This window comes from Oscillospiraceae bacterium MB08-C2-2 (assembly GCA_035621215.1).
GTDB lineage: Bacteria > Bacillota > Clostridia > Oscillospirales > Ruminococcaceae > WRAV01.
In genome coordinates this window covers 2331272-2348899 of the sequence record CP141729.1, presented here as the reverse complement: position 1 = coordinate 2348899, position 17628 = coordinate 2331272, and the positions used below count along the sequence as shown (strand labels likewise).

Genomic DNA, 17628 nt, shown 5'->3' with positions numbered 1-17628 from the left:
GCTTTAGCTTTACCTATCGAGTGGTGAGGGGACATATTTTCCATAGTGATGTCTCGGAAAAGAGGCAAAACCGCAAGGAAGGAAAGTGTTTTATGAGCGATAAACAGCAGGATATGGAGCAGAGGCCGCCGGAAGGCACAGAGGATTCCCAGCAGGCTTTGGGGGTTACCCTTAGCTACCCGGTGGATGCAAAGCTTTACGGCAAAGCCTGCCAGATGCTGGATAAGCATTCCGGGGCTTTTCGCAAGCGGGATCTGATTCTTTGCTTTATAGCCGTGTTTCTGGCGGAAAGCTTCTGGAGCTGGATGGTGACAAAGGATCAATACGAAAAGCTGGCCTCTGCCGGTGTCATGCTGGTGGCCGGGGTTCTTGTTTATTTTATGCCCATCTGGCGGAATAAGCGGGAGGTGGGCGTCCTTCTGGCAGAGGGCGAAAATATGACCCTGACGGTTTCCCCCCAAGAAATCCAAAGTTTTTGCGGCAAAACAAAAAGCAGCCTCAACTTTGATCACGAAACCACCGTGCTGGAGGATAAGCAGCTTTTTTATATCGAGCAGAAAAAAGGCGAGCGCTATTATGTTCCCAAAGCGCTTTTTAAGGAAAAACAGCTGGATGAGCTTCGTGCTATTGTGAAATCCCGTGCATCGGTGACCTACACATACATCGAAGGCTCTGAGAAAAACAGGCGAGGATGATGGAAATGCAAAATCAAGAGGAACGCATTATACACGTTGATATTGAGGATGAGATGAAAAAATCCTTTCTCGATTATTCTATGTCGGTTATTGTATCCCGGGCGCTCCCAGATGTGCGGGACGGGCTCAAGCCGGTTCACCGCCGGATTCTCTATACCCTGTTTGAAAACGGCCTGACCCCGGAAAAGGCTTACCGCAAGTGCGCCGATACCGTTGGTTCCGTGCTGGGGCGGTATCATCCCCACGGTGACGCCTCGGTTTATGACGCTTTGGTGCGTCTGGCTCAAGATTTTTCCCTGCGCTATCCCTTGGTGGATGGTCACGGAAACTTCGGTTCGGTGGATGGTGACCCAGCGGCCGCCTATCGGTATACCGAAGCCAAAATGAGCAAAATCTCCGTTTCCCTCCTCACCGATATCGAGAAGGAAACCGTTAACTTCGCTCCCAACTACGATGACCGCCTTATGGAGCCTTCGGTGCTCCCCTCCCGCTTCCCCAACCTGCTCTGCAACGGAAGCATGGGTATCGCCGTTGGTATGGCCACCAACATCCCGCCCCACAACTTGGGCGAAGTGATTGATGCGGTCTGCCTGCTCATCGATAACCCCGAGGCCAATCTCGAGGATTTGATGGAATGCATCCCCGGCCCCGATTTCCCCACCGGGGGAATTATCATGGGCCGCAGCGGCATTCGCTCCGCCTATGCCACCGGACGTGGAAAAATTGTTCTGCGGGGCTGCTGCGAAATCGAGGAGGCAAAAAACGGCCGCCAGCAGATTATTGTCACCGAGCTGCCCTATGGGGTAAACAAGGCTCGGCTGATCGAATCCATCGCTGTTTTGGTCAAGGATAAGCGCATTGAGACCATCAGCAACATTGCCGACCATTCTGACCGGGCGGGTATGCGTATCGTCATTGATCTCAAGCGGGATGCCAACGCACAGGTTACTTTGAACCAGCTGTATTCCTACAGCCAGCTTCAATCCACCGAAGGCGTGATCATGATCGCTTTGCATAACGGCCAGCCTAAGGTCATGTCTTTGCGGGAAATGCTGCAGCATTACATCGATTTCCAGGCAGAAATCATCGAGCGGCGCACCCGTTTTGATCTGCGCAAGGCCCAGGAGCGGGCCCATATTCTGCAAGGCTTGATCATTGCCCAGGATAATCTGGATGAAGTGGTCAATATCTTCCGTTCCTCCAAAACCACCGCCATCGCCAAGGAAAGGCTCATGGAGCGCTTTGGCCTTTCGGAAGAGCAGTCTCAGGCCATTGCCATGATGACCATGAGCCGTCTCACCGGCTTGGAGCGTGAAAAGCTGGAGGCTGAATTTGCTGAGCTGGAAACCAAAATCAAGGAATATCAGGAAATTTTGGCTGATCACAACCGGGTGCTTTCCATCGTCAAGGAAGAAATTGCCCAGATGAAGGCTAAATACAACGATGCCCGCCGCACCGAGATTCAGACTGTCAGCGGTGAAGTGGATATTGAAGACCTGATCCCCGTTGAGGATTGCGTCATCACCATGACCCACTTTGGCTACATCAAGAGCCAGAGCATCGATGTTTATAAAACCCAGCGCCGTGGCGGCCGTGGTGTCAGCGGCATGACCCGCCGGGAAGAGGATTTTGTGGAGGAGCTGTTTATTGCTTCCACCCACGATTACATCATGTTCTTCACCAACAAGGGCAAATGCTATCGCCTAAAGGCTTATGAAATCGGTGAATCCAGCCGTACAGCCAAGGGCACCAATATTGTAAATCTCCTTCAGGTAGACCCGGATGAGAAAATTTCCGCCATGATCCGTGTCAGCCAGTATGAGGATGACCACTACTTGGTGATGCTGACCAAAAAGGGCATCATCAAACGCACCCATCTTTCTGCCTACCGCAATGTGCGGCAAAGCGGCCTTAACGCCATCTCTCTGGATGAAGGGGATGAGCTTTGCTCCGCCCGTCTCACCAGCGGCGAGGATGAGCTGCTCATTGCCACCAAATATGGCATGAGCATCCGCTTTAAGGAAGAGGATGTCCGCTGTGTGGGCCGTACCGCCCGCGGCGTTAAGGCCATCACCCTTTCGGATGATGACCGTGTTGTGGGTATGGCGCAGGTTCGAGAGGATGCCACTTTGCTCACCGTTTCCGAGGCAGGCTCCGGCCGGCGCAGCCGCATGAGCGAATACCGCCTCCAAAGCCGTGGCGGCAAGGGTATCCGCAACTACTATGTGGACCGTAACTCGTTGGTTGCCGGTGTTCAGATGGTCGATGAGGATGACGATGTGGTGATTATCGCCGATAATGGCGTTATTATCCGTATTTCTGTCGCAGAGATTAACATTCAGTCCCGTTATGGCGTGGGTGTTCGTGTTATGCGTGTGGGTGGGGAAGCCAAGGTGGTAACCCTAGCTCGTGCTCCCAAGGAGGAAGTGGAAGAAACTGTTGGGGAAAATGCCGAGGATGCCGCTGAGGAATCACAGGCAGACCCTGAAGTAAACCAAGCGGAAGAAACCGCCTCCCCTGCCGATGCTCAGGAAGAAACGGAAGAATAAGCAAAAGCCCAAGCAATATATACAGGCCCCGGAAGTGTTTACACCTCCGGGGCTTACTTTCTTTTTAGGAAAAAAGAAAGTAAGCAAAGAAAAACCAATTGAAGCTATGCCTCTTCCTTCAGACCGATAAGGTAGAATAAGTTGCGCAAATTTAAAAAGGGATAAAAAGAGACATAGTTTGCAGTCTTTGATAGAATGAAGTTACCACACCACCATTCTGAAAGGAGACAGCAAACCATGTCTGAGAGAATTGTACAGTTAAATGAGGAAGCAATCAAGGGGCAAATCAAGGAATTAGTGCGAGAGAGCGTGGAAGAAACGCTCAATGGGCTGCTGGAGGCCGAGGCACAAAAGCTGACACAGGCTGCCCGGTATGAGCGTAACGAGGAGCGGCAGGCATGGCGGAGTGGCCACTACCAGCGCAACCTTACCACCAGTTCCGGAGGAGTAACCTTGAATGTACCGCGACTGAAAGGCGTAACCTTTGAGACGGCTATCATTGAGCGCTACCGCCGCCGAGAAAGCAGTGTGGAGGAAGCCCTGATCGAGATGTATTTGGCGGGAGTGTCTGTACGCCGTGTGGAGGATATCACGGAAGCTCTGTGGGGCAGTAAGGTATCCCCCTCCACCATCAGTGAGCTGAACAAGAAAGCCTACGTCCACATTGAGGACTGGCGTAACCGTCCCTTGCAAGGCGGCAAATACCCGTATGTCTACGTAGACGGCATTTATCTGCGTCGCAACTGGGGCGGAGAATATGAGAACGTGGCCATCCTGGTAGCGATTGCGGTGAACGCGGACGGCTACCGCGAAGTTTTGGGCGCTGCTGAGGGAATGAAAGAGGACAAAGCAAGCTGGCTGAGCTTCTTTCAGTGGCTCAGGGGACGTGGACTTGAGGGTGTGAAGCTCGTTGTCGGGGACAAGTCTCTTGGCATGCTGGAGGCTGTGTATGAAGTCTTTCCCGATGCAAAATACCAGCGCTGCACCGTCCATTTTTACCGCAATATCTTCTCCGTTGTTCCCCGTTCCAAGGGGAAGCTGGTTGCCAAAATGCTCAAAGCCATCCATGCTCAGGAAAGCAAGGCTGCTGCACTGACAAAGGCCAAAGATGTGATTGCCGCCTTGAAAGACTTGAAACTGAAGGAGGCCGCCAAAAAAGTTGAGGACAGTGTGGAAGAGACGCTCACCTACATGGCGTTTCCCTTTGAGCATTGGACGCGTATTCGCACCAATAATGCCATCGAACGCCTTAACCGTGAGATTCGCCGCCGCACTCACGTAGTGGGCGCTTTTCCTGACGGAAACTCTGCCCTTATGCTGGTTTGTGCACGGCTGCGACATGTTGCCGGCACCCAATGGGGCAACAAGAAGTACATGAACATGAAGCATCTGGAGGCGACTATGGACGACGAATCATTGGCTGGTTGACCTTATTCCATTACAGGCTGCAAACTAATTTGCGCATAATTCTTGACACTACCTTCAGACCGGGTTAATTCATAACCTTATCTTTATACACGATGGCAGAACCAAGCAAAACCCGTTAACTTGGCACTCATGCCGTGCCGGGCACACACTTTCTCCACGATGAGAAAGTGTGCAAAGAATCGCCAAGGGGAGCGCTCCCCCCTTGGTACCCTCCCAGAGCCTAACTTAGGTTTAACGTGGATTTAAGGCTTGGTTGGGGACTATGTCTGTTGGCATTCTCCCTGAATTATGCAGGATAATATTTTGCGTATTATAAAAGCTTTTCACTCACCAAAGTTCAAAGTTACAGGCGAAGCCTCTTGGTAAAGGCGGTTTAACTTTTCGTAAAATTTCACAATATACAAGCCTCATACACCCCCGGGCGTGGAAGAAAATTTTCTTTTCCAACGTGACAAGCAGTCTTTTCCACATTTTCCACAGACTTTTCAACAACTCAGTCTGGAATACTCGGGATTTTGGTTTACAATCCGTATAATATGCAGAAAAGGGCTGTATACTCAAAGAAAATTGAAAATGGAAACAATGCAATACTCCTGTAAAACTACAACATAAAGTATAGGAAGAGGTGTCAAGTATTGGATTTTGTGTATGAATAAACACGGGGAATGAATAATTTTAAAAATAGGCCGGTGCATAGTTTTATCCCCCATGGGAACAATAACCAAGGAAAAAGGGCAGCCTTGGAAAATAAACATAGGGGGAACCTTGAGATGATTAAGGGTGTGAATAAAAACATCATAGAAGTTTTGGAGACCGATAACCCCTGCTTTGAGCGGGCTATTTTGTTTATCAGGGAGAATTTAGGCAAAAAAGAGCCTGCGCAGCTCAAAGAGGAAGCACAGGCCTATTTGTCTGGGCTTAAGCCCCGCCGCAAGGGCTATACAAAGGTTCGCCTGGGAATCGCCGCCATTAAGCTGGGTTCTGCGGCGGCAGTGGGTGCCGCTATTACAGCCGCTCTGCTGAAGCTGTAAAACAGCAGATTTTAGTGGTCATGCTCAGCAGCCGCAGCTATTTCACGGGTTCGATGAACTGTCCCGAAGGGATGCTGCACAGGGGCATAGATGGAATAGAGCTTAATAGGAGCTGGGCCAGTGTTAATTAAATTGTGCCACTTTCCGGCCGGAATAATAAAGGCAAAGCCACCTCTTACCGGGCAGCAAAAATCCAGATTATCTTTTGTGTTTCCCATTTTTACCATTCCCTGTCCGCTTTCAATGCGGATAAATTGGTCGAGATGAGGGTGTGTCTCCAGCCCGATATCTTGGCAGGGTGGAATACACATAAGTGTAAGTTGGAGGTGCTCCCCTGTCCAAAGAGCAGTGCGGTAGGTATTGTTTTGCTGGGTTATGTCTGTTAGATTAACGGCGAAAGGTTTTCCTCCGTGGTCCGATAAGCAGGAGGACGATTGACATTGATCCATGATTAGACTCCTTTCATGTTGGTTACTATCAGTTTATGCGCTGTTTGCAAAGAGGATATATAAATTGTGGCTGTTGCATCTAGGAAATATGAAAAGCCGCCGGAAGTGCCTTCCCTTTGCCTGTTTTTTGCAAGAGTTGTACCCCTTTGTTAAAAGGGGTTTTTCTTTGCATCCTTTCTTTTTGTTAAAAAGAAAAGTTGTGGGATACACAACTGGGTGATTCTATGTTATACTGTAGAAAAGTGGAAAAGTCTGGCCTAATAAATGGGTACGGATTTTTTCTGTATTGAAATAACAAAACTTGATTAAACACAGAATATAGGAGAATTTATGAGGGACCAGGATACCCAGCAGACACTGCGGGAGGATATTGTAATCGGCCGAAACGGCGTAACCGAACTTCTGCGTTCCGGGAGAGAGATTGAAACCATTCTTATCCGCAAGGGCGGCGGCGAAGGCAGCCTGCCAAAAATTGCGGCCATGGCCCGGGAACGGGGTATACCGGTTAAGGAAGTCAGCCCCATCAAGCTGGATAACCTCTGCATGAATGGCAATCATCAGGGTATCATCGCCATGACCGCCGGGGCGCAATACAGCGAGCTGGAGGATATTTTTGCCCGTGCCGGGGACGAGCCTGTTTTTATCGTCATTGCGGATGGCATTGAGGACCCTCACAATTTGGGGGCTATTATCCGCACCGCCGAGGGCGCAGGTGCCCACGGAATCATCATCCCCAAACGGCGCAGTGCAGGGCTTACCTTTGCTGTTTCCAAGGTTTCGGCGGGAGCAGTGGAGCATTTGCCGGTGGTTCGGGTCAGCAATCTGGCCACCACCATCGAGGAACTGAAAAAACGGAACGTGTGGATTTACGCCGCCGATATGGATGGCTCCCCCTGGTGCCAGACCGATTTTGCCGGGCCTGTGGCGCTGGTAGTCGGCTCTGAGGGCAGTGGGGTCAGCCATCTGATAAAGCAGCGCAGTGATTTTGTGGTATCCCTTCCCCTGCGGGGAAAAATTTCATCCCTGAATGCCTCGGTAGCCGCCGGCATCGTACTCTATGAGATCGCCCGCCAGCGTCTGGGGCTCAGCAGCCGATAGAATGAGGTGAGATTCCATGGATAAACAATACAACGTAGACGATATACTATCCGAAATCAAGAGCCGCAAAAGCATGGCCCGGGCCGGCAAGGCACCGGCGGCTCCGCCTGCTCCCGAGCCGGAGGATTTCCCCATTCCTTCCTCCCGGCGGCAAGAGTCCCCCGTAAAAGCCTTTCCTTTTCCTATGGATGAGCAGGAAGAGCTGCCTCATCCCAACCCGCTGACCAGCGGAAGGCGCTCCAAATCCATCACCGAAAAGGCTCGTCTGCGCAGGGAGGAAGGCACCACAATACCCAAAGGCCCTTCCGCTGGCGGCTTTCAGTTTAATTTGGAAGAGCCGGAGGAGGATGTGCAGATTTTTAGCGGCAAAAATGAGCAGAGGCCTATTATGAGCGGCTTTGATCCCGATGTGGAGGAGGATTTTGGCTATGGGCAGACTCGTGTTTTGCCCAAGCTGGAAAAAACCGCTCCCCTAGACCCGGAGGAGTTTCCCATCGAGGAGGAGCCCCATTACCGGGATGAATACGAGGACGAATACTTAGAGGACGAGCCTGGCGGCAAGGTGGATTACAGCGAATACAATTCCCCCGGTGACCGCATTGACGTGGCCCGGGATATTGCCAATGTAAAGCTTTGGCTGGTTCTGCGGGCGGCAATTACCCTGCTCCTTACCGGAATTTTGGTGTATTTGGCCTTTTCCCTGAACAATCAAAAGCTTCCCCTGCCTGTATTCATGTTCCCAGAAGAAAATATGAAGGTGTTTTTGCTGGTGAACGTGGTGCTGACTGCCGCTTTGGCGTTGGTTAACAGCTCGGCTATGGGCGGCGGGCTGATTAATCTCTTCCGGGGCCGTGCCAATTCGGATGCTCTGCCTGCCTTTGCGGTGCTGGCTGCTGTGGCACAGGGCGTGGTGCTGGTGGCCAATCCCGAGCAAATGACCACCACCGGTGTAAGCCTCCTTTTCTGTTCATCGGCTATGTCCATGCTGTTTAATGCGCTGGGCAAGATGTCTATGATCAACCGGATTCAGCGGAATTTCCGCATCATCGGTTCCGAGCGGCCCAAGCGCACAGCAGCTTTGGTGGAATCCGAAAGCTTTTCGGCTGAGTATGTCCGGGATTCGGTGCGGCGGCATCCCACTGTGGTTTACAGTGCACCTGCTACCTTCTTTACTGATTTTTTGGCTCTCTCTTACAGCGATAAATACGATGTGGGCATTTACAAAGCCGTGGCTCCTGTCTGCTTGGGTGGTGCGTTGGTGGTGGCTGTGGTCACCTATTTTCTCACCAAAAGCCTTGTGATGGCCACAACGGCCCTGGCCGCTGTTTTGTGTGTCAGTGCGGCCTTTTCTTCCACCTTTATTGAGAACATTCCCCTTGGAAAGCTCACCAAGCGCCTTGCTCCTGAGGGCGGGATGGTTTCCGGCACCAAAGCGGTAGAGGATTTTTGTGACACCAAAGCGGTGGTGCTCACCGATACCGATCTGTTCCCCGATGGCTATGTGAAGCTTCACGGCATCAAAAGCTTTGCCGAGGGGCGTGTGGATCAGGCCATTATTGATGCGGCCAGTGTAGCCTGTGCCTGTCAGGGAGCCCTGCACCCGGTGTTTATGCAGATGATCGGCGGAGATAAAAAGCTTTTGCGCCCGGTGGATAACATTGTCTGCGAAAACGGCATGGGGCTTTCCGCATGGGTGGATTCCAAGCGGGTGCTGATTGGCAACCGGGAGCTGATGAAAAACCATGGGGTCAAGGCCCCTTCGCTGGATTATGAGCAAAAGTATACAGTGGGTGAAAACGAGGTTGTGTATCTGGCTTGCAGCGGGGAAATTTCCGCCATGTTTGTGGTCAGCTACCACTGTGTGCAGGATCTGGCCGAGCAGATGGATCTTCTGGCCGGAAAAGGTACCAAAATCGTTCTGCACACCACCGATGCCAACATCAACCCCCAGAAAATCTGGGAGGTTTATGGTTACCCGCAGGAGGATGTTCTCCTCATGTCGGGAGACCGCTACCGGGAATTTGACGAGATGCGTGCCCCCAAGGAAAAAGTCATGGCCAAGCTTGCCTATACCGGCCGTGCCAGCGTTCTGCTGAAAGCGATTATCGCTTGTATCAACGCCCGCTCCTCCATACTGGCGGCCACTGTGCTTCAGTTGGCGCAGATTGTGGTGGGCTATGGGGCTATTTCCTTCTTGGCTTTTGTGGGTTCGATTTCTTCTGTCAGCTTTTCTCTGCTTATTGGGTATCAGCTCATTTGGTTCCTTGTGATTTTCCTATTCCAGCAGCTCAAGCAGGCATAACCTACTTTCTTTTTGAAATAAAGAAAGTAGGCAAAGAAAAACCACTTCGGGTTAAGCAGAGCGGAACTCCAAGTCTTTGCGCCCGAAAGCTTTCGTTTGGTGAGCACTGTTTTTAATTAGGGGAACCCCCCTTTCCTTGTTGCCTTTGTTTTTTAAAAGAAAGGCAACCTGTGGTTTTATTTCCGCCGGAGGCTGGAGGGGGACCATGGGGGAACGAGTTCCCCCATGAGGCGCTTCGTGGCTGAAAGCCACTTCTGCATTTTCCGTAGAAAATGTAAGCGCCTCAAAGTGTGTGTCAGCCGCACGGCATGAGTGCGGAAGTGTTGGATTTTAACTTTATAAAACCAAAAAAAGATGCAAAGAAAAACCACTTCAGGCTTAGAAGGTTAAATTTCCTGCGCTTCCACTGGATAGAAAAGCTTTCTTGCTTTTAGAATTTGCGTTTTTCTGAGCTCACTTGTGTTTCCGCAAGCGGAATTTTAGGTTTTTCAATTGCGTTTAACGTGTTTTTTCGTTATAATGAGGAAGTAGATAAATTGATAGCTTCCGGGTTTTTCGGGGGCTTAGGTTTTGGGGCTCTAAGGAACAACATTTTAAAGGAGGATGGAACTATGTTAGTAACAGGTAAGGAAATTCTGGATCTTGCCAATCAAAAGGGATACGCCGTAGGCGCCTTCAATGTAAGCAACATGGAGATTTTACAGGCAGTTGTGGCCGCCGCTGAGGAGCAAAACGCTCCCGTTATCTTGCAGACTTCACAGGGCGCTATCAAATACGCCGGACTGAAATTTCTCTCTCAGATGGTTCGTTTTGCCGCTCGGGAAGCCAGTGTCCCCATCGCTCTGCATTTGGATCACGGCTCTGACTTGGATATTGTGGTTAAGTGCATCGCCAACGGCTGGACTTCGGTCATGATCGATGGCTCCCACTATTCCTTGGAAGAAAACATCGCCGTTACCAAAGAGGTTGTACGTATTGCTCATTCTGCCGGTGTTTCGGTTGAAGCCGAGCTGGGCCGCCTTTCCGGTGTGGAAGAGCATGTTTCGGTCAGCGAAAAGGACGCTATGTACACCAACCCGCAGGAAGCCAAGCGCTTTGTTGATGAAACCGGCGTGGATTCTCTGGCCATTGCTATCGGTACTGCTCACGGCAAATACAAGGGTGTTCCCAAGCTGGATTTTGACCGCCTGGTTGAAATCAAAAAGCTGCTGAATATGCCTATCGTTCTTCACGGTTCCTCCGGTATCCCCGAGGGTGATATCCGCAAGGCCGTTTCTCTGGGCGTTAACAAGATCAACATCGATACCGACCTGCGGCAGGCCTTTGCCGATGGCGTCAACGATGTGATCAAGGCAAAGCCCGATGAATACGATACCCGCAAGCTGTGCGGCACCGGCCGTGACTATGTAGCCAAGGTTGTTTCCGGTAAAATCCAGACCTACGGTATTCGCTAGGAGGCATTGCCTCCTTTACTTCGGGCTTAGGCTGGTACGAATTCTTGCCTTTGCACACGAGAATTTAAGCTGCTCCATCCTTGCTTTTGATTGTCTGTGAAGTTAAGGCTGGAAAAGGCACAAGGTTTTTCTTTGCTTCCTTTCTTTTATCAAAAAGAAAGGAAGTTTTTCTTTGCCTTCTTTCAGGCGCTTGCATTTTTTGTGAATAATGTAGGCACCTTATGGTGGAGCTGGTTTCCCTCATGGTTCTTCTCCAGCCTCCGGCGGGGAAAATAATGTGGTTTTTCTTTGCTTACTTTCTTTTTTTCTAAAAAGAAAGTAAGTTTTTCAAAAGAAAGAAGGTTTGCCAAATTTTCAGTTTTATAGTATAATGTGATTTGTATCGGTTTCATTATATGATTTTTCTTCCTGAAAAGGGGAATAATGCCTGTATTGAGACAAAAAGGTAAATATAACGTTTTTGTGAAAGGATTGGATAAAACAGTGAAAAAACCCATTCGGCTTCTTTCCATATTAATGGTTACGGCTGCTTTGATCAGCGGCTGCTCCAAGCAGGACGACAAGTCCTCTTCTTCTCAGGCTGAAAACAGTTCTGAGCCGCCTGCTGTTTCGCAGGGTGACCCCACTGTCAGTGAGGCCGCCGAACACAACCAAACCATTAAAGAGGAGGATATTAACTTGGTTCAATTTGAGAAGCCCGCTGCCGATCAGCCCATTGCTGTGATGAAAACCGGTATGGGCACTATCCGCATCATGCTCTTTCCCGAGCAGGCTCCCAAGACAGTGCAGAACTTTGTAACCCATGCGCAGGAGGGCTATTACAATGGCCTGACCTTCCACCGCATTATTGAGAACTTTATGATTCAGGGCGGCGATCCTTTGGGCAACGGCACCGGCGGCGAAAGCATCTTCAAGGATGCCTCCGGCAAGGCAGTTCCTTTTGAGGATGAATTCAGCCTTGATCTTTGGAACTTCCGCGGCGCTCTTTCCATGGCCAATGCAGGTGCCAATACCAATGGCAGCCAATTCTTCATTGTGCAGGCTCCTGTTGTCAGCGCTGATCTTCTGAACCAGCTCAAGCAGATCAACTGCCCTGAGAAAATTGTCAACAAATACGCCGAAGTTGGCGGCACTCCTTGGTTGGATGGCGCCCACACTGTTTTCGGTATGGTTATTGAAGGCATGGATATTGTGGATCAGATTGCAGCGGTTGAGGTGAACGGCAATTCCGGCAGCCCTGTAGAAAAGGTTGTCATCGAAACCATCACCATTGAAAACGCCCCTGATTATTCCGCAGCAGCTTCTTCTCAGGCCGATGCTTCCAGCGAGGCTTCCAAATAATGTCCACTGAACAACCGCGCTTTGCGAAGCGCAGTTGCCCCAAAGGCATTGAATGAACTGTTTTTTGGTTTGTTCAGCGGCTATTAAATAAGCACTCTGCTTTTTCTCTGTAATTGAGCTTTCAACCCGTCTTGCCAAATTGGTGAGGCGGGTTTTCTTTTTGTGCCTATACAGCTTATCCCCCGCGAAAACGTGTTGGTCTTCTTTTTTGTTCCCTTTAAGTGAAGATATTTGCTGCCAACAGCCAATTGCTGGCACATGTTTTGCTCTTTTGGAATACCATAAAAATAGGTAAGGGATCATTTTCAGGCAATGTGAATGGCCCCCTATGGTTCCAAGCCCAGTTTGCGCCAAAGCCTACGGAAGCGCTTTTCATCGGCTAGAAGTATACATACATTGAGCTTTAAACATATTTCTTCTTGACTGTTGAAAAACCTCCTTAAGCGGCTGCTTCAAAATGGTATAGGATTCGACTGAAGCTCTGTGCACAGCCGTGCAAAAAACCCAGCGAAAGCCACCCTTTAACCATGCTGGTGAGCCCGAAGCGTTTCAGGCTTTTGGCAGAGAGTCCCGGCAAGTGCTCCTTTTTTCTTTTAGTGTAAGGGGGCGGGCATAAAAGGCGGCAAAGCAAACAGGAGCGGGAAGGCGCAAGCCCGTTCCCATTAGTCTTCCCCAATCCCAAGGAGGGCCGGGAAGGATACTATTTTTTCAAGGAGGCCTGTTCATGCAACAAAATGAAAAAGCCCTGCACTTTTTCTTAGGCGCCAACACTCCGCAGGGGTTTGTTTCAAGATTTGATCAGTTGGCGGATACAAGGGATGGCTGGCGTTCGCTGATTATTAAAGGAGGCCCCGGCAGCGGAAAGTCGACTATGATGAAAACCATTGCCGCAAATCTGGATCAAGAGGGCGAGCCGCTGGAAATGATTCACTGCTCCTCAGATGTGGATTCGCTGGACGCTGTTATCGATCACAACCGCCGATTCAGTATCGCCGATGGAACCTCCCCCCATGTCATTGATCCAAAATACCCGGGGGCGTTCGAATCCATTATCGATCTGACCAGCTGCTGGGATGACAGCAAGCTTTTTGCCTGCCGGGATGAGATTATTCCGCTGGCGCAAAGATGCTCCCGCTGCCACGAGCACTGCTGCCGTTTTTTGGCTGCTGCCGGTTCTCTGATGAGCGATACATACCGATTGGCTCTGGAATGTGTCAACACGCAAAAGCTAGCCAGTCACTGCGCAAGGCTGGCACTGAAAGAATTCAAACCCTTAAAAAACGCTGTTCCCAAGGAGCGGGTACGGTTTTTAACCGCTGTCACCAATAAGGGAGTGGTTTCCTTTACCGATACAGCTAAAAAACTGTGCGATCGTGTTTATCTGATTACCGATGATTATGGCGCTGTTTCCCGCCTGATGCTCACCGCCATGCGCTCTAAAGCGCTGGAAGCAGGCTATGATGTGATTTCCTGCTACTGCCCGCTGGCACCCTTTGATAAGCTGGAGCAGCTTTTTATCCCCAAGCTGCGCATTGGCTTTATGACCTCCAACCGCTTTCACAACTACGAAGAGGCTTTTGACCCTTACCGCATCATCAATTACCAGCGCTTTACCGATAACCACAGCTTCAAGCAAAAGCGTAAGCGCATTTCCTTTAACCGTAAGGTGGCGGCCCAGATGGTGGAGCAGGCCCAGAATCTGCTGGCCGAAGCCAAAACCCACCACGATGAGCTGGAAAGCTATTATATTGCCGCAATGGATTTTAAAAAGGCAGAGTCTCTCACCGAAAAAACCATCAAAAAGATTCAAACCTTTTAAACGCCATGAAGGATACCCCCAGCCTTTCAAAATCTGCCTGTAATGGCAATAGGTATTTTCCCGGCAGCAGCAGGAACAAAAACCTTGCTGCTGCTTTTTACATAGTGTGGTTTCCATTGCCGGCAAATGAACAGAAGCAGCATACAGCTGAGAAGAAAGGATAAGGATTTGCCTTATTTTTGCCGCTATGCCGGGTCAAAAAGAGGACAAGTTCCGCTTCTTTGATTGAGCAAATCAGTATAATTTCCGCATTTAAAGGAAATTGGCGGATATTTTGCCTTTATTTTTCATTGGTAAGACCTGTTTTTTCTGGAATACTAAAGGAAAATAGCTGAAAATATCGCCTAGAAAAGCGGTAACAGGTATTTTTACCGCAATGGGTTCCTATTTTTGACAATTATTCTGAATGCGGAAGAAGTAAAATTGGATTAATTGCAAATGTGACAGAATTATGATATCTTATGGGGGGAAACTCTCTGTTATAATGAGTAACAAGTTGTTCAGTTGGAATGATTTCTGCGATCAAAAATACCAATGCGGCAACAAAGCGCTGCTGGTGTTTTTCCTCTGAAGCTGTGAAATTCTCATGAAATAGCAGCTTCCGTAGAAAGAATGAGCGGGAGTGAAACAAATGAACAATCGGCAGAGGGATATCCTAACTATTTTATACGAAGCCGGCGATTTTATCACCATTGATCAAATTGCCAATCGGCTGGAGGTTTCCTCCAGAACCATACGGGGCGATCTGGCGGCTATCCGCCAAGAGTATCCCGGGCTGGAACAGCTCATCACCCGCCCCAATCGGGGTGTTTGCTTTACCGGCACCAAGGCGCAGCTGGATCAGCTTGCAGGCGCTCCTCTGCGTTGGCAGCTTCCTATGGATTATAAATCCCAGCGTGGCCTTCTCACGGCCTGCCTGCTGCTAAAAGCTTCCTCTATTACCCTCACACAGGTGGGGGAACAGATGTATCTTTCCCGCAGTATGGCTTCCAAGGCATTGGATGAGGGCGAAAGCTGGCTGAGCCTGCGGGGCATTTCGGTTATTCGCCGCCGGGGGCTGGGTTTTTCTATCGACTGCGATGAATACCGCTGGCGCATGGCCATGTGGGATATGTACAGTACGCTGGAGCAGAGCGGCCTTATTGAGGATGGCGGCACCCAGCGGGGCACAAGCTTTGGCAATCTGGAAGAAACCGTTGCAGGTTTGCGCTGGTTTCTGGATGGCTTTGATGCTGCCCCCATTGTGCAGATCATCACTGGTTTTGAGCAGAGCTACGGTTTTTATTTCAGCTACCAGGCCAAGCAGCAGTTGCTTTTTCACACCTCTCTGTGTATTCTCCGAAACCGAAAGGGCAAGGCGGTATTTCCCCCTCCCCTCACCGGCAACGATCTGGATATGCATCACAACGGGGTGCTGGCCGAGCATCTGATCCGCCAGTTGGAGGCTCGTTTTGAGCTTTCCCTTCCCGGGGGCGAGCAGGAATACCTGCGAAACCAGCTGGGTGTGGCAGAGATACAGGGCTTTAATACACCGGCCCTGCGCCAGGTGTTTCAGCTCCAATATCCGATTCTTTGCAGCCTGACAGCCCAAATCATCGATATGACCAGCCGCATTTTGGGGTTGGAGCTTTCGGTGGATGTGGTGCTTTCCAATCACCTGTTTTTGTATCTCCGCTCGGCGGTGGCCCGGCTGGCACAGGGTGTGCATATTGCAAACCCCCTGTTGAGCCAGATCAAGGAAAAATACCCCAAGATTTATACCGCGGCCTGGTCGGCCAGTGTGGTTTTTGAAAGCCGCATGGGGCTGGATGTCAATGAAAACGAGCTGGGCTTTTTGGCTCTGCACATTGGCGGTGCAGTGGAGCGTATCACCTTCCGCAGCCGGGTGCTGATTTTGTGCAACTACGGCATGAGCGTTTATCGTCTGCTGAAAATTCGGCTGGAAAAGGCTGTGGCAGGCATCACGGTGGAAGGGGTTATCTCCTCCAGCGAAGAGGCAAAGGCCCGGCGAAGCAACTGTGATTTTATCATCTCCACCCTGCCCATGGAAAAAACCTTTGGGGGCAAGGATGTGGTGGTTGTGGATAATTTTCTGCTTGCCTCCGATGTGAAGGCAGTGGAAAATAAAATGCACGCCCTGCGCAGGGGCAAGCGGGATTCCATTGGAACCCGGGAGGAAAAGGTTCTGGAGCTCTTTGAACCGGCACTGATTTTTCTGCAAAGGCCGCCGGCCACCAAATGGGAGCTGTTGGAGGATATGTGCCGGGCACTTGAAAAGGCCGGGCATGTCACCCCGGAATTTCTGGAATCGGTGCTGGCTCGTGAAAAAGCTGTTTCGACCGAGGTGGGGCCCGGTGTGGCCATCCCTCACGGAGCCGCCCGGCATGTGCTGCGGCCTATGGTGGCGGTGGCGGTGCTGCGGGAGCCGATTTTGTGGTCTAAGGAAAGCCTTGTGGATACCGTGTTTCTGCTGGCTTTCAATCTGACCGACGCAAGCCCCGAGAAAAAGGATATTCTAAGATTCTATTCCGCTTTCGCTGCTCTTTTGGAGGATCGTGAGGGGATGAATAAGCTCCGGAAGATGACCGATCCGGTGGTCTTTGCCCGGTATATCAATGCCATTGTGAAAAGAGGAGACACCTACCCATGAAAACTGCCAGCTATACTATACACAACGAAGAGGGCCTTCACGCAAGGCCGGCTACCGATTTTTGCGAAACAGCCATGACCTTTGACTGTGATATCAAGCTGCAAAAGGAAGGCGAAGACGATATCTTCGAGGCCAAGAGCATTATTTCCATCCTGTGCATGGGCGCTGTAAAAGGCGAAACCATTATCATCACCACCGATGGTGCGGATGAAGAGGCCGCTATAGAAGCTCTGCTGAAGGTTCTGCAAAACGCCTGATCCGGATGGAGTATACCCCCATCTGGCGCTCCAAAAGTTCTCACGGCTTTTGGATGCACAGTTTATATGAAGAGGAGATAGAATATGTCGGTCAGTGAAGTAATCAATCAAAATGCTGTTGTCACCGATTTGGATGCTGCCAACAAGGCCGAGGTTCTGGATGCGCTGGCCCAGCTGCTTTTTGAGGATGGAAGCGTCACCGATAAACAGGCTTTTATTGATGATGTATACCTGCGGGAAAGCGAAGGCAAAACTGGTATTGGTAACGGCGTTGCCATCCCTCACGGCAAATCGGAAGTTGTGGCAAAGACCTGCATCGCTGTTGCCAAGCTAAAAAACCCCATCGAGTGGGAAACCATCGACGGGAAGCCGGTTCAGGTTATTATTTTGTTCGCTGTGGACGGCAACGACAAGAACAACTATTTTGTCAAGCTGATGTCACAGGTTGCCAGAATGCTGGCTCGTGATGGGTTTTGCAGCTCCCTTATGTCCGCTAAGGATAAAGACGAGCTTTTAGAACTGTTCCAGAATATCTAGAAAGAGGAGTGGATGAAC

The 17628-nt window shown here is 50.4% G+C and carries 13 protein-coding genes and 1 pseudogene; 12 read left to right on the top strand and 2 right to left on the bottom strand.

The genetic code is table 11. From position 1 onward, the window contains the following. Positions 1–92 precede the first annotated feature (92 nt). The 4 genes from U6B65_10495 (at position 93) to U6B65_10480 (ending at position 5703) form a co-directional block, all read left to right on the top strand. On the top strand, positions 93–695 hold the full coding sequence (locus U6B65_10495; protein ID WRS26761.1) for a YcxB family protein: 603 nt from the start codon (positions 93–95) through the stop codon (positions 693–695). 5 nt (positions 696–700) lie between these two features. Beyond that, a complete protein-coding gene (gene gyrA, locus U6B65_10490; GenBank protein WRS26760.1) occupies positions 701–3244 on the top strand; it encodes a DNA gyrase subunit A in 2544 nt (847 codons plus the stop codon). Positions 3245–3439: 195 nt separating this feature from the next. Beyond that, a complete protein-coding gene (locus tag U6B65_10485; GenBank protein WRS26759.1) occupies positions 3440–4672 on the top strand; it encodes an IS256 family transposase in 1233 nt (410 codons plus the stop codon). Positions 4673–5442: 770 nt separating this feature from the next. Continuing rightward, on the top strand, positions 5443–5703 hold the full coding sequence (locus U6B65_10480) for a hypothetical protein (protein ID WRS26758.1): 261 nt from the start codon (positions 5443–5445) through the stop codon (positions 5701–5703). An 11-nt stretch (positions 5704–5714) separates the two neighbouring features. Here the strand turns inward: U6B65_10480 and U6B65_10475 are convergent. Then, a pseudogene (locus tag U6B65_10475) lies at positions 5715–6125 on the bottom strand (cupin domain-containing protein). Positions 6126–6482: 357 nt separating this feature from the next. Here U6B65_10475 and rlmB point away from each other — a divergent pair. The 3 genes from rlmB (at position 6483) to U6B65_10460 (ending at position 11006) form a co-directional block, all read left to right on the top strand. Next, complete coding sequence (gene rlmB / locus U6B65_10470; protein ID WRS26757.1) at positions 6483–7250, top strand: 23S rRNA (guanosine(2251)-2'-O)-methyltransferase RlmB; 768 nt, start codon at positions 6483–6485, stop codon at positions 7248–7250. A 16-nt stretch (positions 7251–7266) separates the two neighbouring features. After that, the gene (locus tag U6B65_10465; protein WRS26756.1) at positions 7267–9552 is read left to right on the top strand and encodes a hypothetical protein; all 2286 of its coding nucleotides are present in this window, start codon (positions 7267–7269) and stop codon (positions 9550–9552) included. 611 nt (positions 9553–10163) lie between these two features. After that, complete coding sequence (locus tag U6B65_10460) at positions 10164–11006, top strand: class II fructose-1,6-bisphosphate aldolase (GenBank protein WRS26755.1); 843 nt, start codon at positions 10164–10166, stop codon at positions 11004–11006. A gap of 64 nt (positions 11007–11070) precedes the next feature. On the opposite strand, the gene U6B65_10455 is transcribed toward U6B65_10460, so the two are convergent. Continuing rightward, positions 11071–11250: a hypothetical protein gene (locus tag U6B65_10455; GenBank protein WRS26754.1), complete on the bottom strand. Its 180-nt coding sequence runs from the start codon at positions 11248–11250 to the stop codon at positions 11071–11073. A 239-nt stretch (positions 11251–11489) separates the two neighbouring features. Here U6B65_10455 and U6B65_10450 point away from each other — a divergent pair, with 239 nt between their 5' ends. The 5 genes from U6B65_10450 (at position 11490) to U6B65_10430 (ending at position 17610) form a co-directional block, all read left to right on the top strand. Further along, a complete protein-coding gene (locus U6B65_10450) occupies positions 11490–12347 on the top strand; it encodes a peptidylprolyl isomerase (GenBank protein WRS26753.1) in 858 nt (285 codons plus the stop codon). Positions 12348–13071: 724 nt separating this feature from the next. Continuing rightward, positions 13072–14166 carry a hypothetical protein gene (locus U6B65_10445; protein ID WRS26752.1) on the top strand — a complete coding sequence of 365 codons (1095 nt, stop codon included), beginning with the start codon at positions 13072–13074 and terminating at the stop codon, positions 14164–14166. Between the two features lie 631 nt (positions 14167–14797). After that, on the top strand, positions 14798–16816 hold the full coding sequence (locus U6B65_10440) for a PTS sugar transporter subunit IIA (GenBank protein ID WRS26751.1): 2019 nt from the start codon (positions 14798–14800) through the stop codon (positions 16814–16816). Beyond that, a complete protein-coding gene (locus U6B65_10435; protein WRS26750.1) occupies positions 16813–17073 on the top strand; it encodes an HPr family phosphocarrier protein in 261 nt (86 codons plus the stop codon). The genes U6B65_10440 and U6B65_10435 overlap by 4 nt, the downstream gene beginning before the upstream one ends. Before the next feature lie 84 nt (positions 17074–17157). After that, on the top strand, positions 17158–17610 hold the full coding sequence (locus U6B65_10430) for a PTS sugar transporter subunit IIA (protein ID WRS26749.1): 453 nt from the start codon (positions 17158–17160) through the stop codon (positions 17608–17610). The last annotated feature ends 18 nt before the right edge of the window (positions 17611–17628 follow it).